16 protein-coding genes and 2 pseudogenes are annotated in these 24,015 nt (G+C 65.7%); 5 read left to right on the forward strand and 13 right to left on the reverse strand.

Annotated features, from left to right (window positions below; translation table 11 throughout):
- Nucleotides 1-416: 416 nt before the first annotated feature.
- Nucleotides 417-1,943, reverse strand: a complete 1,527-nt coding sequence (gene glpK / locus F6B93_RS21300) for a glycerol kinase GlpK (RefSeq protein WP_425518480.1) — start codon at nucleotides 1,941-1,943, stop codon at nucleotides 417-419.
- 125 nt (nucleotides 1,944-2,068) lie between these two features.
- Here glpK and F6B93_RS21305 point away from each other — a divergent pair, with 125 nt between their 5' ends.
- The 4 genes and pseudogenes from F6B93_RS21305 (at nucleotide 2,069) to F6B93_RS21315 (ending at nucleotide 9,212) form a co-directional block, all read left to right on the forward strand.
- A complete protein-coding gene (locus F6B93_RS21305) occupies nucleotides 2,069-3,541 on the forward strand; it encodes a glutamate-cysteine ligase family protein (RefSeq protein WP_211696847.1) in 1,473 nt (490 codons plus the stop codon).
- Nucleotides 3,542-3,560: 19 nt separating this feature from the next.
- The gene (locus tag F6B93_RS21310) at nucleotides 3,561-4,250 is read left to right on the forward strand and encodes a class I SAM-dependent methyltransferase (RefSeq protein WP_211696848.1); all 690 of its coding nucleotides are present in this window, start codon (nucleotides 3,561-3,563) and stop codon (nucleotides 4,248-4,250) included.
- 91 nt (nucleotides 4,251-4,341) lie between these two features.
- Nucleotides 4,342-4,517 (forward strand): annotated as a pseudogene (locus tag F6B93_RS23270) (cytochrome P450); the annotation flags it as partial.
- 432 nt (nucleotides 4,518-4,949) lie between these two features.
- Nucleotides 4,950-9,212 carry a PE family protein gene (locus F6B93_RS21315; RefSeq protein WP_211696849.1) on the forward strand — a complete coding sequence of 1,421 codons (4,263 nt, stop codon included), beginning with the start codon at nucleotides 4,950-4,952 and terminating at the stop codon, nucleotides 9,210-9,212.
- 182 nt (nucleotides 9,213-9,394) lie between these two features.
- On the opposite strand, the gene F6B93_RS21320 is transcribed toward F6B93_RS21315, so the two are convergent.
- The 9 genes from F6B93_RS21320 to F6B93_RS21360 form a co-directional block, all read right to left on the reverse strand.
- The gene (locus F6B93_RS21320; RefSeq protein WP_211696850.1) at nucleotides 9,395-12,457 is read right to left on the reverse strand and encodes a PPE family protein; all 3,063 of its coding nucleotides are present in this window, start codon (nucleotides 12,455-12,457) and stop codon (nucleotides 9,395-9,397) included.
- A 167-nt stretch (nucleotides 12,458-12,624) separates the two neighbouring features.
- The gene (gene egtE / locus F6B93_RS21325; RefSeq protein WP_211696851.1) at nucleotides 12,625-13,764 is read right to left on the reverse strand and encodes an ergothioneine biosynthesis PLP-dependent enzyme EgtE; all 1,140 of its coding nucleotides are present in this window, start codon (nucleotides 13,762-13,764) and stop codon (nucleotides 12,625-12,627) included.
- Nucleotides 13,761-14,726, reverse strand: coding sequence for an L-histidine N(alpha)-methyltransferase (egtD, locus tag F6B93_RS21330; protein ID WP_211696852.1), 966 nt, complete (start codon nucleotides 14,724-14,726; stop codon nucleotides 13,761-13,763). Before egtD ends, egtE begins: the two co-directional genes overlap by 4 nt.
- Nucleotides 14,723-15,445 carry an ergothioneine biosynthesis protein EgtC gene (gene egtC, locus F6B93_RS21335; RefSeq protein ID WP_211696853.1) on the reverse strand — a complete coding sequence of 241 codons (723 nt, stop codon included), beginning with the start codon at nucleotides 15,443-15,445 and terminating at the stop codon, nucleotides 14,723-14,725. The genes egtD and egtC overlap by 4 nt, the downstream gene beginning before the upstream one ends.
- On the reverse strand, nucleotides 15,445-16,776 hold the full coding sequence (egtB, locus tag F6B93_RS21340; protein WP_211696854.1) for an ergothioneine biosynthesis protein EgtB: 1,332 nt from the start codon (nucleotides 16,774-16,776) through the stop codon (nucleotides 15,445-15,447). Before egtB ends, egtC begins: the two co-directional genes overlap by 1 nt.
- The gene (gene egtA / locus F6B93_RS21345) at nucleotides 16,773-18,062 is read right to left on the reverse strand and encodes an ergothioneine biosynthesis glutamate--cysteine ligase EgtA (RefSeq protein ID WP_211696855.1); all 1,290 of its coding nucleotides are present in this window, start codon (nucleotides 18,060-18,062) and stop codon (nucleotides 16,773-16,775) included. Before egtA ends, egtB begins: the two co-directional genes overlap by 4 nt.
- A 174-nt stretch (nucleotides 18,063-18,236) precedes the next feature.
- Nucleotides 18,237-18,902 (reverse strand): sensor domain-containing protein, encoded by a 666-nt coding sequence (locus F6B93_RS21350; RefSeq protein ID WP_211696856.1) that lies wholly within the window; start codon nucleotides 18,900-18,902, stop codon nucleotides 18,237-18,239.
- 261 nt (nucleotides 18,903-19,163) lie between these two features.
- Nucleotides 19,164-19,574 carry a hypothetical protein gene (locus F6B93_RS21355; protein WP_211696857.1) on the reverse strand — a complete coding sequence of 137 codons (411 nt, stop codon included), beginning with the start codon at nucleotides 19,572-19,574 and terminating at the stop codon, nucleotides 19,164-19,166.
- 133 nt (nucleotides 19,575-19,707) lie between these two features.
- Entirely contained in the window at nucleotides 19,708-20,061 is a 354-nt protein-coding gene (locus F6B93_RS21360) for a hypothetical protein (RefSeq protein ID WP_425518573.1), read from the reverse strand.
- A gap of 303 nt (nucleotides 20,062-20,364) precedes the next feature.
- On the opposite strand from F6B93_RS21360, the gene F6B93_RS21365 reads away from it, so the two are divergent.
- On the forward strand, nucleotides 20,365-21,048 hold the full coding sequence (locus tag F6B93_RS21365) for a TetR/AcrR family transcriptional regulator (RefSeq protein WP_211696859.1): 684 nt from the start codon (nucleotides 20,365-20,367) through the stop codon (nucleotides 21,046-21,048).
- Nucleotides 21,049-21,220: 172 nt separating this feature from the next.
- On the opposite strand, the pseudogene F6B93_RS21370 reads toward F6B93_RS21365, so the two are convergent.
- The 3 genes and pseudogenes from F6B93_RS21370 to F6B93_RS21380 form a co-directional block, all read right to left on the reverse strand.
- A pseudogene (locus F6B93_RS21370) lies at nucleotides 21,221-21,472 on the reverse strand (DUF4185 domain-containing protein); the annotation flags it as partial.
- Nucleotides 21,473-21,547: 75 nt separating this feature from the next.
- The gene (locus tag F6B93_RS21375; protein WP_211696860.1) at nucleotides 21,548-22,591 is read right to left on the reverse strand and encodes an aspartate-semialdehyde dehydrogenase; all 1,044 of its coding nucleotides are present in this window, start codon (nucleotides 22,589-22,591) and stop codon (nucleotides 21,548-21,550) included.
- Nucleotides 22,592-23,857: an aspartate kinase gene (locus F6B93_RS21380; RefSeq protein ID WP_211696861.1), complete on the reverse strand. Its 1,266-nt coding sequence runs from the start codon at nucleotides 23,855-23,857 to the stop codon at nucleotides 22,592-22,594.
- Nucleotides 23,858-24,015: the final 158 nt, after the last annotated feature.

Consider the following 24,015-nt stretch of genomic DNA (forward strand, 5'->3'; position numbering starts at 1 on the left):
ACTCCGTAGCAATTTTTTGTTGTCTCTTCCGCCCACGTTGTTGATAACACACTCGACTCCTGAATTTGGTTTAGCCGGATTTACGGATGGTTGTTTTATCCGTTGGCTTCGATGGCCCAAGATTAGCAGTTACATCGAGAATGTTGGGTGAGAATTTTCTCACGACGATTTAATATTGGAGTGCAAATTAGGGCCTAATCTAGGCAAACTTTGAATTTAGAAATCTAGGTGAACTGTTAATTTAGAATATAGCCGGATTTTCCGGATGGCCATGGGGTTGCGCCGCTATTTGCGAAGGTTTCAGTGGCAGCGACCAGACAATATCCCGTCAAACTGGATGAAAGCGTCGTGCGGCGATCCTTCGCGGCCGTGTCCACCGCGACCGAACGCGGCACCGCACCCCCACCAAGCGGGTGCTAGGACACGTCGACCCAATCGAGAGTCCGCTGTACCGCCTTGCGCCAACCCGCATATCCAGCGGCACGCTCGTCGGCGGTCCACGTCGGCGTCCACCGCTTGTCTTCTTGCCAGTTGGCCCGCAGATCAGAGGGATCGGCCCAGAACCCGACCGCCAAACCCGCCGCGTAGGCCGCACCCAGCGCTGTCGTCTCGGCGACGACCGGCCGCACCACGTCTACGCCGAGCACATCAGCCTGGATCTGCATGCACAGGTCGTTGCCGGTGATGCCACCATCGACTTTCAGGACCTCCAGCCGCACGCCGGAGTCCGCTTCCATCGCGTCGACCACGTCGCGGCTCTGGTAACAAATCGCCTCCAGCGTCGCACGGGCCACGTGCGCGTTGGTATTGAACCGTGACAATCCCACGATTGCTCCGCGGGCATCGGAACGCCAGTACGGGGCGAACAGCCCCGAGAACGCCGGCACGAAGTACACCCCGCCGTTGTCGGCGACCTGACGGGCCAGCGACTCGCTCTGCGCGGCGCCGCTGATGATACCCAGCTGGTCGCGGAGCCACTGCACCGCCGAGCCGGTCACCGCGATCGAACCCTCAAGAGCGTAGACGGGTTTGGCGTTTCCAAACTGGTAGCAGACCGTTGTCAACAGGCCGTTGTTGGATCGCACGATCGTTTCGCCGGTGTTCAGGAGCAGGAAATTGCCGGTCCCGTAGGTGTTTTTGGCTTCCCCCGCCGCCAGGCAGACCTGACCGACCATCGCTGCATGCTGGTCGCCGAGCACACCAGTCAGCGGAATCTCGCCTCCGACGGGCCCGGTTTCGGCGGTGACGCCATACGGCTCCAGGGGAGACGACGGCGCGATAGCCGGCAGCATCGCCCGCGGTATGGAGAACAACGACAGCAGCTCGTCGTCCCAGTCCAACGTCTCGAGATCCATCAGCATGGTCCTGCTGGCGTTGGTGACATCCGTGACGTGCACTCCCCCGCGGGGACCGCCGGTCAGATTCCACAACAACCAGGTATCTGGGGTGCCGAACAAGGCATCGCCGGTTTCCGCGGCCGCGCGCACCCCGTCGACATTGTCCAAGATCCACTGCAGCTTTCCGCCGGAGAAGTAGGTGGCCGGCGGCAGGCCCGCCTTGCGGCGGATCACCTCGCCATGACCGTCTCGCTGCAGTGCCGATGCAATGCGGTCGGTGCGGGTGTCCTGCCAGACAATCGCATTGTAGTAAGGCCTGCCGGTGCGCTTGTTCCAGACCAGCGTCGTCTCGCGTTGATTGGTAATCCCCAGCGCTGCAATATCTTTCGACGAAAGATTAGCGGAGTTGAGCACGGAGATCAGCACCGACGCGGTGCGCTCCCAGATCTCGACGGGGTTGTGCTCTACCCAACCGGCCCGGGGCAGGATCTGCTCGTGCTCAAGCTGGTGGCGGGCCACCTCGGCACCGTCGTGATCGAAGATCATGCAGCGGGTACTGGTGGTGCCCTGGTCGATGGCGGCTATGAAATCAGGGAACTCGGCCAACTGCGCTCCTCGGGTGACTTCAGACACTGCATGTAATCGTCCATGATGGTCTACCCCCTCGAACGGTCCGCGGCTACCCTCGCGACCACTTGCGTTGTGGCCAGTAAACCTGTTGCATCGGCGATGTGGGGGAAGAGGTCGGGCGCACCACGTATAACCGCGAACAGCGCCGGGAATACCGGCGCAAGGTGCAGCTGTGTTTGGACGTCTTCGAGACGATGCTTGCGCGGTCCAACTTCGATTGCGACCGCCGGCTCACCGGCATGGAGATCGAATGCAACCTTGTCGACGCTGACTACCAGCCAGCCATGTCGAATCGCTTGGTGCTCGACGCCATCGCCGATCCGGCCTATCAGACCGAATTGGGCGCCTACAACATCGAATTCAACGTGCCACCCCGCCCCTTGCCAGGACATACCGGCCTGGCGCTAGAAGCAGAAGTTCGTGCCAGCCTCAACCATGCCGAAACCAAAGCTAATTCCGGCGGGGCGCACATCGTCATGATCGGCATACTGCCCACCCTGATGCCGGAACACCTGACCGATGGCTGGATGAGCGAGTCGACGCGGTATGCAGCCCTTAACGCGTCCATCTTCCGCGCCCGCGGCGAAGACATTCCCATTAACATCGCCGGCCCGGAGCCGCTGACCTGGCACGCCGCATCCATCGCACCCGAATCCGCCTGCACCAGCATGCAATTGCACTTGCAGGTTTCCCCGGCGGATTTTCCGGCCAATTGGAACGCGGCGCAGATACTGGCCGGACCGCAGCTGGCTCTGGCCGCGAACTCGCCGTTCTTCTTCGGCCACCAACTGTGGTCGGAAACCCGCATCGAGCTGTTCACCCAGTCCACCGACACCCGCCCCGAGGAGTTGATATCGCAAGGGGTGCGGCCTCGAGTGTGGTTCGGCGAACGTTGGATCACCTCGATAGTCGACCTTTTCAGAGAGAATCTCCGCTACTTCCCCAGCCTGCTGCCCGAAGTGTCCGCCGAGGATCCCGTCGCCGAACTCGCGGCTGGACGCAGCCCGCAGCTCTCGGAACTGCGGCTGCACAACGGCACGGTGTACCGATGGAATCGGCCGGTGTACGACGTTGTCAATGGGCGGCCGCATTTGCGATTGGAGAACCGGGTGCTGCCCGCCGGGCCGACGGTTGTTGACATGCTGGCGAATTCGGCCTTCTATTACGGCGCGCTGCGCAGCATGTCCGAAGCGGACCGCCCCCTGTGGACGCAGATGAGCTTTGCCGCCGCGCACGAAAATTTCCTGGCAGCCGCCCGATACGGCATGGATGCTCGGCTGCACTGGCCGGGCCTTGGCGAGGTCACGACGCAGGAATTGGTGTTGGACACGTTGCTACCGATGGCACAGGAGGGCCTGCGTCGGTGGGGTGTCGACGCGGAGGTCCGAGACCGGTTTCTGGGTGTCATCCAGGGTCGCGCGGAAACCGGCTGCAACGGTGCGCGTTGGCAAGTGTCCACCGTGCGCTCCCTGCAAGACCGCGGGCTGGCCAGGCCGGCGGCGCTAGCCGAGATGCTGCAACGGTACTGCGAGTACATGCACGCTAACGAGCCTGTGCATACCTGGCCCACCTAGCGGCGCGTAGGTTGAAATCATGACGGACGAGGTGATGGATTGGGACAGCGCCTACCGCGAGCAAGGGGGTTTCGAGGGACCGCCGCCATGGAATATTGGTGAGCCCCAGCCAGAACTGGCTGCCTTGATCGCGGCCGGGAAGATCCGCAGTGATGTGCTCGACGCCGGGTGTGGATTCGCCGAGTTGTCGTTGGCTCTGGCCGCTGACGGCTATACGGTGGTCGGCCTCGACATCACGCCGACAGCGATAGCCGCTGCCACCAAAGCCGCCGACGAACGCGGGCTGAGTACGGCCAGCTTCGCGCAGGCCGACATCACCTCATTTGCCGACTATCCCGCCGGCTCGAAAGACCGATTCGCCACGGTGATCGACAGCACGCTGTTTCACTCGCTGCCGGTCGATGGCCGCGACGGCTATCTCGCATCGGTGTACCGCGCGGCCGCGCCGGGCGCCACGTTGTACGTGCTGGTCTTTGCCAAAGGGGCCTTCCCCGCCGAGCTGGACATCAAGCCGAATGAAGTCGATGAGGACGAGTTGCGGGCCGCAGTGAGCAAGTATTGGCAGATCGACGAGATTCGGCCTGCTTTCATCCATGCCAATGTGCCGATGATGCCCGGGACACCGTTTGAGTCCCCGCCGCACGATCGCGACGAGAAGGGCAGGTTGAAGTTTCCCGCCTACCTGCTGACCGCACACAAGCCAGGCTGACACGGTCGAGCGATGGCACCGTCGCACCGCTCTACCAGGACCACTTTCGCGGTTGCGATTTTCTCCCAGCCCGATACCGCACTGTCCCGCCTACCGCACGAACGCATGGGGTTCTGATGCTGATGAGTTCGACCCGGACCGTTTCCTGCCCGAAAACTTGCGCAAATTCGCGCCACGTATAAGCCATTTAGGACCGACCCCCGGGCGTGCATTGGCCGGCAGTTCGCGTTTCACGAGATTCCTTCGACATTGGCGGCGGTACTGCGCGCCACTTCGATTGAGAACCTTTTACCCGAGCCCCTAGTCCATGGCGGCAGCTGCGGGCAGTGGCGGTGGCACGGCGGTACCGGCAACAACGGGATTCTCGGCTCGCCCGGCGCCGAAGTCACGCGTGAAGCGAAGGAGAGGCCGGCGACTCCAACCGCACCCGCGGCATCGGCGGCATAGGCGGCACCGCACCGCGTGCCGGCGGTGAGGGTTTCCACCGACCGACACTGCGCATACTCGCGCACCTGTGCATGTTGCACAGTTTTTGGGCAATTGATGGGCCGTTTGTCGTCGCGCCTGTCGTCACATGTTGCACAAAATTGACGCGCGTCCAACGTTGCTCGTCAGGTGTCTACCTGGGTGCGTTCAGAAGTATCAATCGGTCTATTCGTTGCAGGTCCAGCCGTGCGCTGGGCGGCTAAGGGGTGCGAGATGTCGTTCGTGAGTGTGTCGCCGGAGTTGGTAGCGGGTGCGGCTTCGGATATGACCAGAATTGGTGCCTCCCTGAGGGCAGCAAACGCGGCGGCGGCGGCCTCGACGACGGAGGTGTTGGCCGCTGGTGCCGATGAGGTGTCGGCGGCGATCGCGGCGTTGTTCGACACGCACGCCCAGCAGTATCAAGCGATCAGTACGCAGGTGGCGGTCTTTCAGGAGCAGTTCGTGCAGACGCTCGGTGCGGGTGCGGGTGCCTATGTGGCTGCCGAGGCTGCCAACGCGCAGCAGACGGTACTGGACGCGGTGAATGCGCCCACGCAGGCGTTCTTGGGCCGCCCGCTGATCGGCGACGGTGCACACGGGGCGCCCGGTACCGGTCAGGCCGGCCGGGCCGGCGGACTGCTGTTCGGTAACGGCGGAAATGGTGGTTCCGGTGGGGCTGGGCAGGCCGGTGGTGCTGGCGGGGAAGCGGGGCTGTTCGGCAACGGCGGCGCCGGCGGCATCGGCGGTGCAGCCGGTGCGTCAGGCAACGGCGCAGCCGGCGGGGCCGGCGGTCGTGGCGGTTGGTTGTACGGCAACGGCGGCGCCGGGGGCGCCGGCGGCCAGGGAATGTTGAGTGGAGGTGCCGGCGGGGCCGGCGGGTTTGCCCGGTTCATCGGTGCCGGCGGTGCCGGCGGGGACGGCGGGGACGGGGCCGGTCTCGGTGGGGGTGTCGGCGGGACCGGCGGAAACGCCGGCATGCTGTACGGCCACGGCGGCATTGGAGGTGTCGGGGGCGCATCGGCGATGGGACCTGGGGGCGTCGGCGGCAATGGCGGTGCGGCCGGGCTGATCGGCAATGGTGCTGTCGGCGGTGCGGGCGGTGTCGGGGGGCAAGGAAGCGGCGCCGGCGGCGATGGCGGCAATGCCCGGCTGTTTGGTAGTGGTGGCGCCGGTGGTAACGGCGGCATCATGGCGGGCATCGGCACCGCTGGTGCCGGTGGCGACGGCGGTATCGGCGGCCTGGTGTACGGCGACGGCGGTGCCGGCGGCGCCGGTGGGACCGGGCCGGTCGGCGGTGTCGGGGGCGATGGCGGTACCGGTGGTGCAGCTGGGATGTGGGGTGCCGGAGGGCATGGCGGCGTTGGAGGCCACGGTGGCGACGGTGTGTCAGGTGTGGTCGGCCATTCCGGCGGTGACGGCGGTGACGCCGGCAATGGCGGCGACGGCGGTCGCGGCGGCTGGTTGATTGGCCCAGGTGGGGCTGGCGGCCTCGGCGGTCTGGGCGGGGCCGGTGGTTCGGGTGGTTCCGGTGCGAACGCGGTCGCCGCGGGCAGTGTGGGCGGCAGCGGCGGCGATGGCGGCAATGGCGGGGCGGGTGGCGTCGGTGGCGCTGGCGGCAAGGGCGGTCTGATCAGCTTCCTGGGCGGTGAGGGTGCCGGCGGTGCCGGCGGTGACGGTGGCGCCGGCGGTGCTGCTGGTGATGGAGGTGATGGCGCGGCCGGCACGTTTAGTGGCGGCGGCGATGGCGGTGGCGGCAACGGCGGGCGTGGCGGCGACACGGGTATGGGTGGTGTCGGTGGGGCCGGCGGTAGCGGCCTGACCACCGGCGCTCAGGGCATCGACGGCGTGGATTCCACCAGCGGTGGTGACGGCGGCGCGGGTGGCCGGGGTGCTGACGCCACCGAGTTCGGCGGCGACGGCGGCAAGGGCGGTGACGGCGGCGAGGGCGGGCGCTTCGGCGCTGGTGGTAGTGGTGGTGCCGGCGGCCACGGCAAGGCCGCGGTGTTTAACCCCTTTGGAGGTACCGACGGCGGCTCCGGTGGTGACGGCGGCAAGGGCGGCGACGGTGGCTTGTACGGCAACGGTGGTGACGGCGGCGCCGGAGGCGAAGGCCGCGACGGCAGTCTTGGGCTATTTAACAGATTCCCGGCTGGCGGCGCCGGCGGTCACGGTGGCGATGGCGGTAAGGGCGGGGCCGGCGGCATGGGCGGGGCCGAAGCCGGCCATGGCGGCAGCGGTGGCGATGGCGGGTCTGCTGGAGACGGTGGCGATGGCGGTCGCGGTGTACAAGGCGCTGCCGGCCAGAGCCGGAACCAGCCCCACGGCGGCGACGGTGGTTCCGGCGGCGCTGGTGGTGGCGGGGGTGTCGGCGGTGATGGTGGGGCGGCCGGTGCCGCGCAGGCGGCTGGGTTCAGCGACGGTCAGCAGGGTGACGGCGGTGCCGGCGGCGACGGTGGTGCCGGCGGGGCGGCCGGTGACGGCGGTAGGGGGTTCGATGCGATCGCGGGCTCCGGCGCTGACGGCGGCAACGGCGGTAACGGCGGTAACCCCGGTGCCGGTGGGACCGGCGGGACCGGTGGTAGCGGTCTCACCCCAGGTAGGGACGGCGCGAACGGCTTTAACCCCACCAGTGGCGGCAACGGTGGTGACGGCGGTGACGGCGGTGACGCCGTTGCCAATACTGGCGGTACAGGTGGGAAGGGTGGCAACGGCGGGTCGCACGGCAATGGCGGAGATGGCGGCGACGGTGGTAAAGGCGGACGCGGTGACAACGGCATTACGATCAACGCGCCGGGACAACCCGGTGGGGACGGAATCACCGGCTGGTCTGGCGGGAACGGCGGTACGGGCGGCATGGGTGGAGCTATCGCTGGTGACGGTGGCGACGGCGGCACCGGCGGGGCCGGCGGTACGGGAGGGAACGGCGGCAATGGCCGTGATGGGTTCGCTGGCGACCCTGCCGGCAACCTGAACGGCGGTCCCGGTGGTGACGGTGGAAAGGGCGGAACCGGCGGTGGCGGCGGAACCGGCGGCAAGGGCGGCATAGCTCAGGCACCCACGTTCTCCGATGGGATCCAAGGCGCCGGCGGGGACGGCGGCGAGGGCGGGACCGGTGGAGTCGCCGGTAACGGCGGAGCTGGCGCCGACGGCGACCCGACTTTCGCGGTGAACGGTGGCGCTGGCGGTAACGGCGGCATCGGCGGTGACGCTGGTCTCGGCGGTGCTGGCGGAGCCGGTGGTAAGGGTTCGACCCCGGGTGAGACCGGCGGGATCGGCGGCCACGGCAGCGGCGGGGACGGCGGACGCGGCGGCGACGGCGCCCACGGGGCTGACAGCTCCGAGATCGGTGGGAAGGGCGGAACCGGCGGTGCCGGGGGACACGGCGGGTGGGGCGGATCGCGGGGTAACGGCGGTGCTGGCGGAGTTGGCGGCAACGGCGGGGCCGGCGGCGACGACACCCAGATCGGCGGGAAGGGCGGAACTGGCGGGACCGGCGGTGAAGGCGGAAAAGGCGGCAACGGCGGACGGCTTGCCGGCGACGGCGCTGACGGCGGGGCCGGTGGCAAGGGGGGCAAGGGTGGCGCCAGCGGTGCCGGCACCACCGGCTCAGCTGGCAACAACAATACGCAGCCCGGCGGGCAAGGCGGCCACGGGCACACCGGCGGCACTGGTATTGCCGGTGGGACGGGCGGGGCAGGCGGTAACGGCGGCTTCGGTGGGGCAACGTCGGCGACGGGCTACAGTCCCGGTAGTCAGGGCGTTGGCGGCGATGGCGGCACCGGCGGGACCGGCGGCGATGGCGGCGTCGGCGGGCGCGGCGGGAACGGCGGGAACGGCGCCGACCGCGCCTCCGCCGCTCCCGGCGGCACCGGCGGCACCGGCGGCAACGGCGGGAACGGCGGCCCGGCCGGCGCGGGCGGTGACGGTGGCGCTGGCGGAAAGGGCTCCACCCCCGGCGCGACCGGCGACGGCGGCACCGGCGGCGCCGTCGGCGCCGGGGGTGACGGCGGCACTGGCGGCACCGGCGGGCGCGGCCTCGACAGGCCCGGCACCGGGGAAGGCGTGGGAGGCGGTCGCGGCGGGACCGGCGGTGTTGGCGGCACCGGTAGCTCGGGCGGCGACGGCGGGCGCGGCGGGAACGGCGGAAACGGCTCCGACGCTGACGCGGGCAGGGCCGCTGGCAATGGCGGCACGGGCGGCACCGGCGGTGTTGGCGGCACCGGCACCGACGGCCGCGGCGGCAACGGCGGCACGGGCGGGGCCGGTGGCACCGGCGGCCAGGGCCTGCCTGGAAGCATCGTCTCCGGCTCTCGGCCAGGCGGCACCGGCGGTACCGGCGGAACCGGTGGCAACGGCGGCCCCGGGAGCGGGGCTATTAGCATCGTTGACAGCGGGCAGCCCGGTACCGGCGGCAACGGCCCGACCGGTGCGCCGGCCCTCACCACGGGCGGCACGGGCGGCGCCGGCGGCGCCGGCGGAGCAGGCGGCAACCCCTGAACCTGGTGCAACCACGTCGGCGGGTCCGGTGCGCCTGCCGATGTCAATAGCACCCGCATTGTCGACGCGTCCGGCGCTGGCTTCTAGTCACCTTCGGCGAACCATGCGACCGATCGAGCGTTTGCAGCTACGCGTGACGCTCGCCGTGCCGGGTTCCGCGGTGGCGCCCGCGTGCCGGCCGGCTAGATAGTGGTGCCCTGGAGGAACAAGCCGGAGAGGTAGAACCCGATGTTCTCCCAGCCCGACACCACACTGTTCACGTTGAAGGGCAACGTGCCGATGTTGTTGTAGCCCGAAACGCCGCTGCCCAAGTTCGATAGTCCAGAGGAACCTTCGCCGAAGACGTTGAAGCCGGAGCTAGAGATGAGTCCCAACGGATTGCCGGTCAAGAAGCCAGAAACGGCGTTCCCGTTGTTGAAGAAGCCCGAGCTATTTCCGACGCCGGTGTTGAAGAAGCCCGACGAGGTGGGGGTGTCGGTGGTGTTGAAGAAGCCGGGTGCTGGTGGGATCTGGAATTGCATGATGGTGGTGCCGGGCAGGTTGATGCTCGGGACATTGAGGGCGGGCAGGCTAAAGGGGCCGATGCCGACCGGCGGAATGGTCAAGGGCGCCGTGGCGAACCCAGGCACACTCACCTGCGGCAACATGAACTGGTCAATCCCGATCGGCGGAATCGTCAACGGTGCGGTCGCAAACCCAGGCACACTCACCTGCGGCAACGTGAACTGCGCAATCCCGATCGGCGGAATCGTCAACGGTGCGGTCGCAAACCCAGGCACACTCACCTGCGGCAACGTGAACTGGTCAATGCCTATCGACGGGATCGTCAACGGCGCCGTCGCAAACCCCGGCACGCTGACCTGCGGCACCGTGAATGTGTCGATGCTGATCGACGGAATCGTCAACGCCGGCGTGGAAAACGCCGGCACGGCTAGCTCGGGCAACGTGAACGTGTCGATGCCGATCGACGGAATCGTCAATGCCGGCGTGGAAAACGCCGGCACGCTGGCCTCGGGCAAGGTGAACGCGTCAAGGCTGATGGCCGGAATGGTGAGAGACGGGATGCTGAAGGCGCCCAGCCCGACGGACGGGATCGTGTAGTCGCCACCATTGTTGCTGATGCTGAGGGTCGGCAGGGTCAGTGCGCCGATACTGATGCTGGGGAAGCTGAACGCTCCGATAAAGCCTTGGGTGCTGAAGCCGAATGAAATCGCGTTGATATTGAACGTTTCAAGATCAATGCGATAGGTGGGCGCAACAATGTTACTGGTGTCCAGCGTAATTAATGTTTGACCGCCGCCGGGAACGCTGATATTCGGCAGTTGTATCTGAGGAATATTTATCTGCGGAATCGTGACTGACGGCAGGCTCCAGCCAGTGACCACTATGTCGGGCGTCTCGAACGGCGGTATGGTTATCTCGGGTAGACTTATCGCAGGCACCGATATAGTGGGGGTCGTTATCTCGGGCAGGCTAAAACCACCCACACCGATGGCTGGCGTAGTGAAGGCCGGAACACTAATCGACGGAATCGTTAACTCCGGCAAGCCAAACCCACCCACATCAACGGCAGGCGTGGTGAAGGCCGGCACACCGATCGACGGAATAGCCAACTCCGGCAAGCTAAACCCACCCACATCGATCGCCGGCGTCTGTCCCGCCGGAATACTGATCGACGGAATCGTCAACTGCGGCAAACCAAACCCACCCACAACAATATTCGCCGGCGTCTCCCCGCCCGGAATAGTTATCGACGGAATAGTCAACTGCGGCAAACCAAACCCACCCACATCGATCGCCGGCGTCTGTCCCGCCGGAATATTGATAGACGGAATCGTCAACTGCGGTAGACTAAACCCACCCACGACAATATTCGCTGGCGTCTCCCCAGCTGGAATATTGATAGACGGAATATCTATCTCGGGCAAGCTGAAACCAGAAATGGGGATCGCGGGGACGTTTACCGGCGGCAATGTAATATCGGGCGTGCTGATTCTGACGGTAATGCCACCCTGTCCATTCCCAGTGAAGAAGAAGCCGTTATTGCTGTTCCCCACGTTGAAAGCGCCGGTGTTGGTGTTGCCCCAATTGTGAAACCCAGTGTTGGTGCTGCCAATGTTAAAGCTACCCGTGTTCACCGAGCCCGGGTTGACATCGCCCGTGTTGAAATTGCCCACATTGTAGCTGCCCGTGTTGGAGGTACCCACGTTAACGTTGCCCGTATTGAAAAGACCGGCGTTGAACCACCCCGTGTTAGCCGTTCCCGAATTGCCGATGCCCGTGTTGTAGCTGCCGGAGTTGAACAGGCCAAAATTTCCAGTGCCAGAGTTAAAGAAGCCTACATTTCCATTGCCGGAGTTAAACAAGCCGATGTTATTCGTAAAGAGGCCCAGCGGGATCCCGATTTGGTTACTCCCCGTGATACCGATCCCGATATTATTGTTGCCCGTGTTCGCAAAGCCCCAATTGCCGCTGCCCGCGTTGGCGGACCCAATGTTCGAGCTACCTAGATTTCCAAAACCAACGTTGTAATTGCCGAAGTTCCCGGAACCCAAGTTGGATATACCCGAGTTTGCGTTACCGATGTTGCCAAAACCAACGTTTCCCATACCCAGGTTGTTAGAGCCAACGTTGGCCAAGCCCACGGCAAAGTCAAACGTCCTTACCGTGGCAGCAGGCAGGGCCGCGCTGGCCGCCGGCGCAGCGGCCACCACGCCCGCCAGATTCTTGAGCGGTTGTACAAACGGCGTCAAGGCCGAGGTCACAGCCGACGCCCCGCTGTGGTAGCCAACCATCGCGGCCACATCCTGTGCCCACATCGCCTCGTACTCGGCCTCCAGCGCGGCAATCGCCGGCGCGTTCTGCCCTAACAGGTTCGACACCACCAGTCGCACGAAGCCAGACCTATTCGCGGCCACCACTACTGGATGCACAGTTGCAGCCACCGCCGACTCAAACACGCTGACCACCGCTTTGGCCTGCGTCGCAGCCCCTGAAGCCTGCGATGCCGCCGCGGCCAACCAACCCAGGTAAGGCGCCGCCGCCGTCACCATCGCCAACGACGCCGGACCCTGCCACGCCTGACCGGCCAACCCAGAGGTCACCGAGCCGAAAGACTCTGCCGCCGAGCTTAATTCGGAGGCCAGCCCGTCCCAGGCCGACGCAGCCGCCAACATCGGACCGGGACCTGCCCCGGCGAATAACCGCATGGAGTTGATCTCTGGAGGCAACACCGAGAAGTTCATGGGCACACCTTCCTCGCCAAGCCCAAACGGGCGGCTGATTGCGCGGGACACGGCGACCGTCCCCGTACACAAAACCTACGTGAGCGTCAAATTACTCTGCACTCCCGCTACAGGTAGCGAAATCGTGCAGCGAGTCCAAGAAAGGCCGGAGCCCAACGCGACGAGCCCTACGCCCGCCCAGGCGCCTCAGCCAGCGCCGCTGCAAACGCCTCCAGATCCTGTTCCGTGGTGTCGATGTGCGGCGAGATCCGCAACACCGGTGCGGTCATCTCCAACGGTGCCCGCTGCACCCCGGCACACGTGGTCACGATGCGGCGTTCGGCAAGCAACCAGTTCCGAACCGCTTCTGGGTCGGCGCCGTCGACCGGGGCCAGTGTCGTGATAGCGCTCGGCTCACCGACCTCTTCGACCACCTGCCAGCCGCCAACGTCGGCAAGCATCGTCCGGCTGTGGCCACCCAGCTCAGCCAAGCGTGCGCGCACTACTCCGGGGCCACACGCCAAGAACTCACCCAGTGCCACCGAAAACCCCACGCGTGCAGCAACATTTGCTTCTCCGAGCTCGAGTTGCCGGGCTGTGCTCAGTGCGGACGCCCACTCGGGAAGCGCAAGCCTCGGACGCAGCCGCTGCATCATTGCGGCGCCCACCGCGAGAAAGCCGACACCACGTGGGCCCGCCATCCACTTCCGCGACGACGAGTAGACAACGTCGGCACCGACCGCGCAGTCCACCTGTCCCAATGCCTGAGCGGCGTCAACGATCAACGGCAACTCCAGCTCACGACACAGACGCGCCACTAGCGACAGTGGTTGCACAACACCGCGGTGGCTGGCTACCGGAGTCAAGTGGACCAGATCGGGTGGGTCGTTGGCGAGCACGAGGGCCGCGTCGTCGAGTGCCAACCGGCCGTCGTCGAGGGTTGGCAGTGGCCGAACGTCGAATCCGTGGGCGGCCATCACCGCGAGGTTGGGGCCGTATTCGCCAGGCAGGCACGCCAGGGTCCGGCTCTCGGCGGGCCAACTGCCGAGCAGTAGATCCAGCGCGTGCAACGAGCCGGTGGTGAACACCACCTGCGCCTCCGCAACCCCACTCAGCGCGGCGATCGCGGCGCGTCCCGCGTCGAGGACCGGCGTGGCAAGTTCAGCCGCGACATACCCGCCCAACTCTGCTTCGTTGCGAGCGTGCTGGGCAGCGGCGTCGAGTGCTGCAAAGCTCTGGCGCGAGCACGCCGCGCTATCCAAATGCAACCCGGCAGCCGGTGGGCGAGCCGCCCGCCATCGGTCGGCCAGCTCGTCGCTGTCGCTCACTTAGCGGCCAGCGACAACCCGAAGTCGCCGGCGTCGTCGGTCCACCAGCGAACGCGACGCAGTCCTACCCCCGCCAGCTCCGCGCCGACGGCATCCGGCCAGAACTTGCATGAAACCTCGGTCAGCATCTCTTCACCGGCCGCGAAATCGACGGTCAGCTCCAACGCACCCACACGAACGCGCTGGCGACGGTCGGATCGCAGCCACATCTCGATCCGCTCTTCTTCGATGTTCCACCGGGCGACATGCTGGTAGGCATCGACATCGAAATCGGCATTGAGCTCCCGATTAACCACCGCCAGCACATTGCGATTGAACTGCGCGGTTACCCCGGCGGCATCGTCATAGGCGCTAATCAGCCGGTCGGTGTCTTTGACCAGGTCGGTGCCCAGCAGCAGGCTATCCCCTGGCCGCATTACCGCCGCCAGTGCCGCGAGGAACTCCGCACGAGGCACCGGCGCGAGGTTGCCGATCGTTGACCCCAAGAACGCGAACAGGCGTCGTCCGCCACGGGGTATTTCGGTCAGATGCTCTTCGAAATCACCACAGACCGCGTTGATTTCGACGCCTGGATATTCCCGCTGGATGGCAAGGGCACTCGCCGACAACACGCTGGCGTCGACGTCGAACGGAACGAACCTGCACAGCGATCCGCGATCGCGCAGCGCATCCAGCAGCATCCGGGTCTTCTCGGACGTCCCGCTGCCCAGTTCGACCAAGGTATCGGCCTCGCTGGCAGACGCCACCTCGGCCGAGCGAGCACGCAGGATCGCCGCCTCGGCACGGGTTGGGTAGTACTCCGGCAACCGGGTGATCCGATCGAACAGATCGGATCCGACGGAGTCGTAGAACCATTTCGGCGGCAATGATTTCGGCGTTTTCTGCAGGCCCTCGTACACGTCGCGCCGCAACGCGTGATACGCCGAATCCTCGGCAAGATGGTTGGCAACAGAGAGGGTCATCGGGGTCCTTTCGGTGGCACCGGGCGGTCCAAAGAGGTCTCCAAAGAAGTCACCGTGACGCGGTCCCCAACGACCTCCACCAGGTGGCGGTCCGGTAGGTCTTCCCAATCCGGGCTGTCGTCGTAGGGTTCACTGGCCAGGACAATTCCGTCGTCGCGGCGCAGGATGGACAACGTGTCTCCCCAGGCCGTGGCAACCAGCCGAGAACCGTTCGCCGCCAACATATTGAGCCGGGCGAACCGATCCGCGTTCCCGATTTCGATGATGGTGTCACCCAACGCATCGAGACCACGGGCGAAGATGTTCGCAGCGAGCAGTGCACTGTCACAGACCGATTCAGCCGACGCGCGCAGCGGCAACACCGCGCGGTCCACCACGCCGTTGTGCGACAGCAGCCACTCGCCGTCGGTGAACGGCGCGGTCGCGCTGCTGTCGATGGGCATGCCCACGGTGGCTGAGCGCACCGCGGCGACCACGCAATGACTACGCAAGGCCGGCGCGACCGAGGCGAATGACGCGTCCCCCCACAGCGGCGCCGGGCTGCGCCAACGCCGCGGAGTTACGCCGTCGAAAAAACCGACACCCCAACCGTCAGCGTTCATCAGCCCGTTCTTTTGCCGGCGCGGGGCATAGGACTGCACCCGTAGGCCTTGCGGCGGGTCGAGGACCAGCGAGGAAACCGCAACCTCGCGTCCGAGCCATCCGAGATGACGGCACATCAGGCGGGCCTGCCGTCATCGGCGACATCCCATGCCAGGCGGACGCCGGAGAAGATCTGCCGGCGGTACGGGTGATCCCAGTTGCGGAAGCTAGGCCTCAGGATCGCGGGCTCCACCGCCCACGATCCGCCCCGCAGCACCCGATAGTCGCCGTCGAAAAAGGGCTGTGAGTAGCGCTCGTAGATCATCGGGACAAAGCCCGGCCAGGGTCGCAAGGGTGAAGTGGTCCACTCCCAGACATCGCCCAGCATCTGCTCGGCTCCGTATGCCGAAGCGCCGGCTGGGTAAGCACCGACCGGCGCCGGACGCAGCGATGAACCACCGAGATTTGCTCGGGCCGCAACGTTTGCCGCGGGCTCCTCTGAGGGCACCTCGGAACCCCAGGGGAAGCGACGCCGAGTATTCGTCGCCGGATCCCACGCGCAGGCCTTCTCCCATTCGATCTCGGTGGGCAGCCGCGCGCCGGCCCACGCTGCATATGCTTCGGCCTCGAAGTAGGTGACATGCTGCACTGGCTCGTCGTCGGGAATGTCCTCAACGTGGCCGAACCTGGTCCGCGTTCGGCCGCCGGAATTCCAGAACTGCGGGGCGGTGAGGCCGGCGTGTTGGCGGTGCTTCCAGCCGCGCGTGGACCACCACTGTGGCTGGGCGTAGCCGCCATCGTCGATGAATTGCTGCCATTCGCCGTTGGTGACCGGGACCCGACCAATCCGGAATGCCGGCACGTCAACGGTGTGCGCGGGGCGTTCATTGTCCAATGAGTAGGGTTCGGTCCCCACATCCACGCCCAGCACGAACGATCCGCCCGGAACCGCTACCGATGTTCCGGCCACGCCCGGCCGACCCGCGGGCAGGGTGGACGATTCGGTCAACAATGGCGGCCCACTGCGCAGGTTCAGTGCCTGCAGCATGGTCTCGTCGTGCTGGTTTTCGTGGCTGATTACCAGGCCGAACGCAAAGTCACCGGCAGAACCGGGAGGGCTGTCCGGAAGGGCGTCCAGAGCATCCAGCGCGGCCGACCGGACCGTACGGCAATATGACCGCGCTCGCTGGGGCGACAACAACGGCAGATCCACCCGGCTGGCGCGGGAGTGCTCGAACGCATCGTAGAGACCTTCGACTGCCGCCGGCAGAATCCCGGGCCGATCCCGGTCGCCATGGCGCAAAAGCCAATATTCTTCCTGCTGACCGATATGCGCCAAGTCCCAAACCAGGGGGCTCATCAAGGGGTCGTACTGACGACAGAGCTCGGCGTCGTCGAAATCGACCAGACGCAGCGTGCGGGTCCGCGCCCGCTCTAGATCGCGGGCCAGTTTTTCCGACGAGGTCACAGCCCCCCTTGTGCCAACCGCGAGACCGTCGGCGCGATGCCGTGCTCGATCACCCGATCGGAAAAGTCATCCGCCGCGCAGCGGCCCCGGTCAACGTCGTGCATCAGCCGCTCCATCGCGGCGGTCAACTCAGCAGGCGCCCGCTCAGCGGCCACGGACAGACACCGGTTGGCTGCTAGGTATAGCTGTCGGTCGCGCAGACCGATACGGGCCGCGGTATCCCAGGCAGTCGTGACCGGTTCGACGGCCTCCGCCGCCAGATCGGCTGCAACCGGGTCGTCGAGCAGCGTTACCAGGGTGAACAACACGGCAGGCCAGACTTCATCGGGCAGGGTGTCTAGATACCGGATTTCCAGCCACTGCCGCGGGCGCACCGGCGGGAACAGGGTGGTCAGGTGATAGTCGAGGTCGGCGACGGTCGGGCGGCGACCACCGAGCAGGACTCGGCCGTCTGCCCAGTGGGCGAAGGGCACATAGTGCGTGACGGCCATGGCGTCGGGACTGTGCACCAGCATCACGGGCGCCTTCAAGGCGTAGCGAGCCCAGTCGGTGCGCGGGTCATCGCCGCTCGCACCCAAGATCGGCCCACACCGCGCAGAGTCCATCTGGCCCCACACCCGCTGGCGGGTGGAAACCCAGCCCGAGAACTCGCCGCCCAGAAGCGGCGAGTTGGCGGCAATCGCGATCATGGTCGGCCCGAGGGCGTGGGCCAGCCGCACTCGCGCCGCCCAGCCGGCTTGTGGACCGGCATCGACGTTGACCTGGATCGAGGCTGTCGACGTCATCATCGCCGCACCGGCGACACCAGACTGACTAGCGGCAAAGAACTGTTCCATCGCGCGGTACCGCGCTCCCGGGTTGACGCGTTTCGCTGGCCGTAGCGGATCCGCACCGAGAAAGACCAATCCCAGTCCGGCTCCGGAGAAGGCCGCCCGCAGCACCGCTTGGTCGCGAGCCATGGCCTCGATCGCTGACGCAATGCCATCGCTGGGTGGTCCCGACAGCTCGACCGCGCCGCCGGGTTCCACACTGACCACGCTGCCGCCAGGCAGGGGGCGCAGCCACCCGAGCACATCGGTGATTTCGTCCCAGCTCGGCCGGCGCTGCGGGTCCGCGGGGTCATAGCAGTGCGCCTCGATTTCCAGGCCCACGGATTGCACCGGACCATCGACGAGACAGCCGTCAGTGATGTACTCGGCGGCGTCGGACGAGCTGGTGATCTCGACGCCAGCTGGGCCGGCGCCGTCCAGCTGAGAGGCCGCGGCGGTGATGGCGGCGAGCGTCATATCACGATCCCTCCGAGCACCGAGCATGCCCGGGCATGCCCTGTGGACAGTTGGCTGCGCGGCTCCCAGAACTCTCCCAGAACCATAGCCGCCACCACTTCATCCTCCGGACCACCCCGACATATTCCCGCTGCAGACGGCGTAGCTCACCCCTGGCACCCAAGTTTCCGCTCGCTACTGGCCCAGGGTGTTCTGCATTGCCCCAGCTAGGACGTTGACCGCAGGACCGGCGTTGCCCGATTGGCAAACCTTGGCCTGCAGCAACACATTCTCAAGCAGCCGGGTTTGATCGAAACACCGTCGATCGGTGCCCGCTTCCTGCTTGACCCACGCCGCCGACGATATCGGGGTGCCGGTCGGTGGCCCACCGGCGAACGACCACACCTGGGTGCTCCCGTCGTCCAAGTGCATTGCGGTGGTCTGTCCGGAACAGCCCGCGGTTCGATCGACGACGCGATGGAATGCGCGTTCTGCAGACTCGTTGGTCGCGAACACCCCGACCGCCTGCTTCGCGTAGTGGGTTTGGTCGGTAGCGGAGGTTTGCGTGGTGGCCCCATTGAACGACGCGAGATCGGGGTCGTCGTACACCTCCGACAGCCCGATGTCCGCCCAGTTGTTGCACGCCGGCAGATCAACCCAATACGCCTGGAATGGCCGGGTGAACACCGACTCCCACCGCATCGGTGCCCCGATGATATTGCCGACTGAACCCTTACCGAGAACGGCGTAGGACACAACTCCCGGTTCGGAAGGGTTGGCCCAAACCCGAGCCACCGGGAGCGCTGCCCCAACGGCCAGCCCGAGCAACACCGCAGCAGCGCTGATCCGAGTCCAGTGCATCGCCCGTCGCAAAATTCCGCTAGACCGTCGCCACCATGTCGACGTCGACCTTGCCGCGGGCGGACCCGGAATGGCCGTCACGACTGCCGCCAGTCGCGGCGGCTTCCGTGACGCGACCGCCTTCAAACGCCATGGACTCGATCATGCCAGGGCAAGGTTGCGGCACGCGAGCTCCGACTAGTCGAGCGCGACAAGGCGAAGTCGCGCCACTTTCAGTGCCCGCCGCCTGGCCGTGCGCCGCAACGCTAAGCGCACGACGCGCTACGGACGGGTCGGGGGGGTGTTGGGACTCGGAGTCTGCGGCACTGGTGGCGGCGGACCGGTCGGAACTGCGACGGGACCACCCGGGAAACCGGGGCCGCCCATGCCCGGTGCCCACGGTCCAGGGAGTCGGTACTGCCACCCGGCCCCTGGACCCGGGCCGCCGGGCCCGGGCGGCATATACATGCCTGGGTGGTAGTTGCGGTGGTGAAAGCAACGCCCGTGCCCGAGGACGACGGCACCAGAGACGAATATGACCGAGACGATAAACAAGACACCGGCGACGATCACCACCCACGCCGCGGTCTGGTAGAGCCGGCCCGGCTTCGCCGCTTGCGGGGGCGCCGCGGGTGTGGGTGGCGCTGGGGCGGCGGACGTCGGTTGGGCGGCGGGTTCAGATGCTTCACTCATGCCTCGAATATCGCCTAGACCTGCAACGACAGTAAAGGGTTCTAGCCAGAAAGTTATGAGGAATTGAGGTGAAGTGGCTAGCCCGGTGCTCGGATGAGCACCGGGCTAGCCGGGGTGGAGGTAGCGGGGCGGCTCAGGGAGTCGGCGCCGCGGAGGGAGAGACCGCGGATGGCAGCTGACCAGGCCCGGCGGGGCCGGTGCCGGGACGCATGGCCGGGGCTCCGCCATGGGGCATTCCCGGGCGCAACATCATCGCAGGATGTTTGTGGTTGCGGTGGTGACGGAAGCCGTCGTGACCGGAGTGCATGCCCAGTCGGAATCCGGTGAAGAAGATGACCGCGACGATAAACACGATCCCGGCGACGGTGACGACCCATGCCGCGGCCTTGAACACCTTGGGGGTTTGGTGGACGGCCGGTGCCGCCGGCGGTGGTGCGGGAGATGTCTGCGCTATTGAGCTTTCAGGGATTTCGTTCATGTGTCGAATGATGCCTGGGTAAACAGTGGTACTGGCTTTGCTATGGCTATGTAGCGGCTGTGAGCTTCAGTCCCCCTCGAAAAGACAAGAACAGCCCGTAGTTGGCGAACCGGCGAGCTGGGCGGCTAACGGGGCTTGAACAGATGGTGAACCGTTTCTGGGCGGCGGCCGGCCGGCATCACCAGTTCGGCACCCGCACAGACACATTGGACCTGGCGATCCCCAAAATGCGTCTTGGCTAAGACTTCCCACGTGGTCAACATCCATGCGCTAGTCGCGGTCGGGTCAACGCCCGTCGAGTAGCCTGTCTCCATGGCTGGTTCCTACCGGAGGCTCTTGCCGGAGGATCGTCGGGCCGAGTTGCTCGTGTTGGGCTCTGAAGTGTTCGGGTCCCGCCCGTATGACGAGGTGCGCCTCGATGAGATCGCGGCGCAGGCTGGCATATCGCGGGCTCTGATGTATCACTACTTTCGCGACAAGAAGGCGTTCTTCGCGGCGGTGATGTTCGCCGAGGGACAGCGGCTGTTCGATCTGGTCAACGCTATGAGCGCGGAAGTCAAAGAGGTCAGTATCGATGGAGGCCGGTCGCTGTTTGAATGGCTACGGGACGCAATATTGGTCTACCTGCGCCACGACGAGGCTCACCCACATAGCGCGTGGGTGAGCTATGTCGAGTGGGGTCGTTCGGAGTCGTTTTTAAGAGCCACCGAGGACATCGATTTCCGACGGTCGGTGGACATGGTCATGACCGTCCTCGATCGGATAACGAATTCGGCGATGACCACAGATTCGCGAGGAGCGGTCCAAGCGACGGTATCCAGTTGGATGGGCCTGGCAGTCGAGTCCTGCAACCAACGGGTCATCGATCCTTCGCTCGACGCCGCTTTGTTGGCCGACACGTGCGCAGACATGCTGCTCGACGCGCTGGGTCGGCTGCCCGGGCTACCAGCCGACTTCGTGAACGCAATCACGCAACGCTCCAAAACGGACGTGTGATCCGTCCTTGTAACCAGACGCGATGCACCCCAACCGCAGGGCTGTCGCCGGCGTGTCCGAGCAGACTGTTCGATCTACTGCCGACGCTCGGCGGACGGAGGACTGAAATGTGGCCTTTGATCAAGGCTTGAAGGGATTGACCGCGAACTGAATCACCCGGTACGGCGCGTTACCCCACTCCCTGGCCGGCGAAGCTGTCCCCGCATACCTGAAGCAGTTCGCTGGGGAATTCCACAAACTCGCAGAGTTCCGTGGCACCGATGCCATAGTCCCCGGTGGGCGTTCCAGTGCCCGCTGTCGGGCCGATTCGGAGCACTTGCCCCGGTACCAGGGGTGGCAGAATCGGGCCCGGCGCCGGTGCGGGAGGATCAGCGCGTGCCGATCCGAGCGTATCGGAAAAATACTGGGGTATAACCAAACACATCACCAAAGCGACCAGAGGCAGGCAGACCGCGGCCGGCCAGGTGCGTGCAACCTTCGCCCGCGGTTCCAATACGGGTCACAATTCGGCGGTCAGCAGCTCGGCAATCTGGATGGTGTTTAGCGCCGCCCCTTTGCGCAGGTTGTCACCCGAAACGAACATCGCCAACCCCCGCCCGTCCGGTACCCCCGGGTCGCGCCGGATACGTCCTACCAGTGATTCGTCGACACCGGCCGCCGCCAACGGCGTCGGCACATCGACCAGCTTGACCCCGGGCGCCCCATCGAGCAGCCTTCGGGCGCGCTCCGGCGTGAGCGGCTGGGAGAACTCGGCGTTGATCGACAACGAGTGGCCGGTGAACACTGGCACCCGCACGCAGGTGCCGCTGACCGCTAGATCCGGGATTCCGAGAATCTTGCGGCTCTCGTGACGTAACTTCTGGTCCTCGTCGGTCTCTCCGGACCCGTCATCAGCCAACGATCCCGCCAGTGGCACAACGTTGAATGCGATCGGCGCAACGTAGGTCTGCGGCGCCGGGAAGCGCACTGCACCACCGTCATGAACCAGCTGCTCGGCGTCGCCCAGGACTGCTCTCGTCTGACCAGCGAGTTCGGCCACCCCGGCCAGCCCGCTGCCGGATACCGCTTGATAGCTCGAAACCACCAAACGAAGCAGCCCAGCCTCGTCGTGCAGCACTTTGAGCACCGGCATCGCCGCCATGGTGGTGCAGTTCGGGTTGGCGATGATGCCCTTCTTGAGAGACCCGGCCCGACGCACGTCCCTGGAAAAGTTCACCTCGGAAACCACCAACGGCACCTCGGGGTCCTTGCGCCACGCCGATGAGTTGTCGATGACCGTCACCCCGGCGGCGGCGAACCGCGGCGCCTGGACCCGCGACATCGCCGAGCCCGCCGAAAACAGCGCGATGTCGAGACCGCCTGGGTCAGCGGTCTCGGCGTCTTCGACTTCGATTTCCTGACCGCGGAAGGCGATCTTGCGACCCTGCGATCGCGCGGAAGCGAAGAGCCGCACGGTACTGGCGGGGAAATCACGCCCCTCGAGCAGGTCGCGCATCACCTGACCCACCTGACCGGTGGCGCCGACGACCCCGATGGCGACCATCTATCGCCCCGTCCCCGCGTAGACCGTCGCGGCCTCCTCGCCACCGAGGCCGAACGCCTCGTGCAGGGCGACCACCGCTTTGTCCAGTTCGGTGTCTCGACACAGCACCGAAATGCGGATCTCCGAGGTCGAGATCAGCTCGATGTTGACTCCAACAGCGGCCAACGCCTCACAGAAGGTCGCCGTGACTCCGGGGTGGCTGCGCATGCCCGCACCGATCAACGACACCTTGCCGATGTGATCGTCGTAGAGCAATTGGGTGAAGCCGATCTCGCCTTTGAGGGAATCCAGCTTGGCCACGGCGACCGGCCCCGCGTCGCGGGAGCAGGTGAAAGTGATGTCGGTCTTGCCATCCTCGACCTTGGAGACGTTCTGCAGCACCATGTCGATGTTGACGTCGGCCTCGGCGACGGCCCGGAACACCTTGGCCGCGTATCCCGGGGTGTCAGGCAGCCCGACAACGGTCACTTTGGCTTCGCTGCGGTCGTGCGCGACGCCGGTCAGGATGGGGTCTTCCATGGGTATGTCCTTGATCGATCCGACAACGAAGGTGCCTGGCTTGTCCGAGTACGACGACCGGACATGCACTGGAATGTTGTGGCGGCGTGCGTATTCCACGCATCGAAGCATGAGCACTTTGGCGCCGCAGGCCGCCATTTCGAGCATTTCCTCGAACGTTACTGTGTCCAGCTTGCGGGCGTTGTGCACGATGCGCGGGTCCGCGCTGAAGATGCCGTCCACGTCGGTGTAGATCTCGCACACGTCAGCGCCCAACGCCGCGGCCAGCGCGACCGCAGTCGTGTCCGAGCCGCCGCGGCCCAGGGTCGTCACATCCTTGCTGTCTTGGCTGACCCCTTGGAAGCCGGCAACGAGCACGATCGAACCTTGCTCGAGAGCGGACTGTAGCCGCCCGGGGGTGACGTCGATGATCTTTGCGTTGCCGTGCGTGCCGGTGGTGATGACCCCAGCTTGGGAGCCCGTGAACGATCGGGCCTGGGCACCCTGCGATTCGATTGCCATCGCCACCAGCGCGTTGGAGATCCGTTCACCGGCGGTCAGCAGCATGTCAAGTTCGCGAGGCGGCGGGACCGGGCATACCTGCTGAGCCAGGTCCATGAGGTCATCGGTGGTGTCGCCCATCGCCGAGACGACCACGACGGTGTCGTTGCCGTGCTTTTTGGTATCGACGATGCGTTCGGCGACGCGGCGAATCCGCTCGGCGTCAGCCACCGATGATCCGCCGTACTTCTGCACGACGAGCGCCACTGTTTTTCTTCCTTGTTTCGGATTTGCTGCACTGGATCGGGTTTAGTCCACAACAGGATACGTGTCGGCGCATCGTGAATTTCGTCGTGATGCTCGGCTTTGCAGCCTGCGGCTTCGGCGCGGTTTTCGCCAAGGCACCGATCGGGTAGAGTTCTACA

It is taken from the genome of Mycobacterium spongiae, assembly GCF_018278905.1.
GTDB classification, from domain to species: Bacteria; Actinomycetota; Actinomycetes; order Mycobacteriales; family Mycobacteriaceae; genus Mycobacterium; species Mycobacterium spongiae.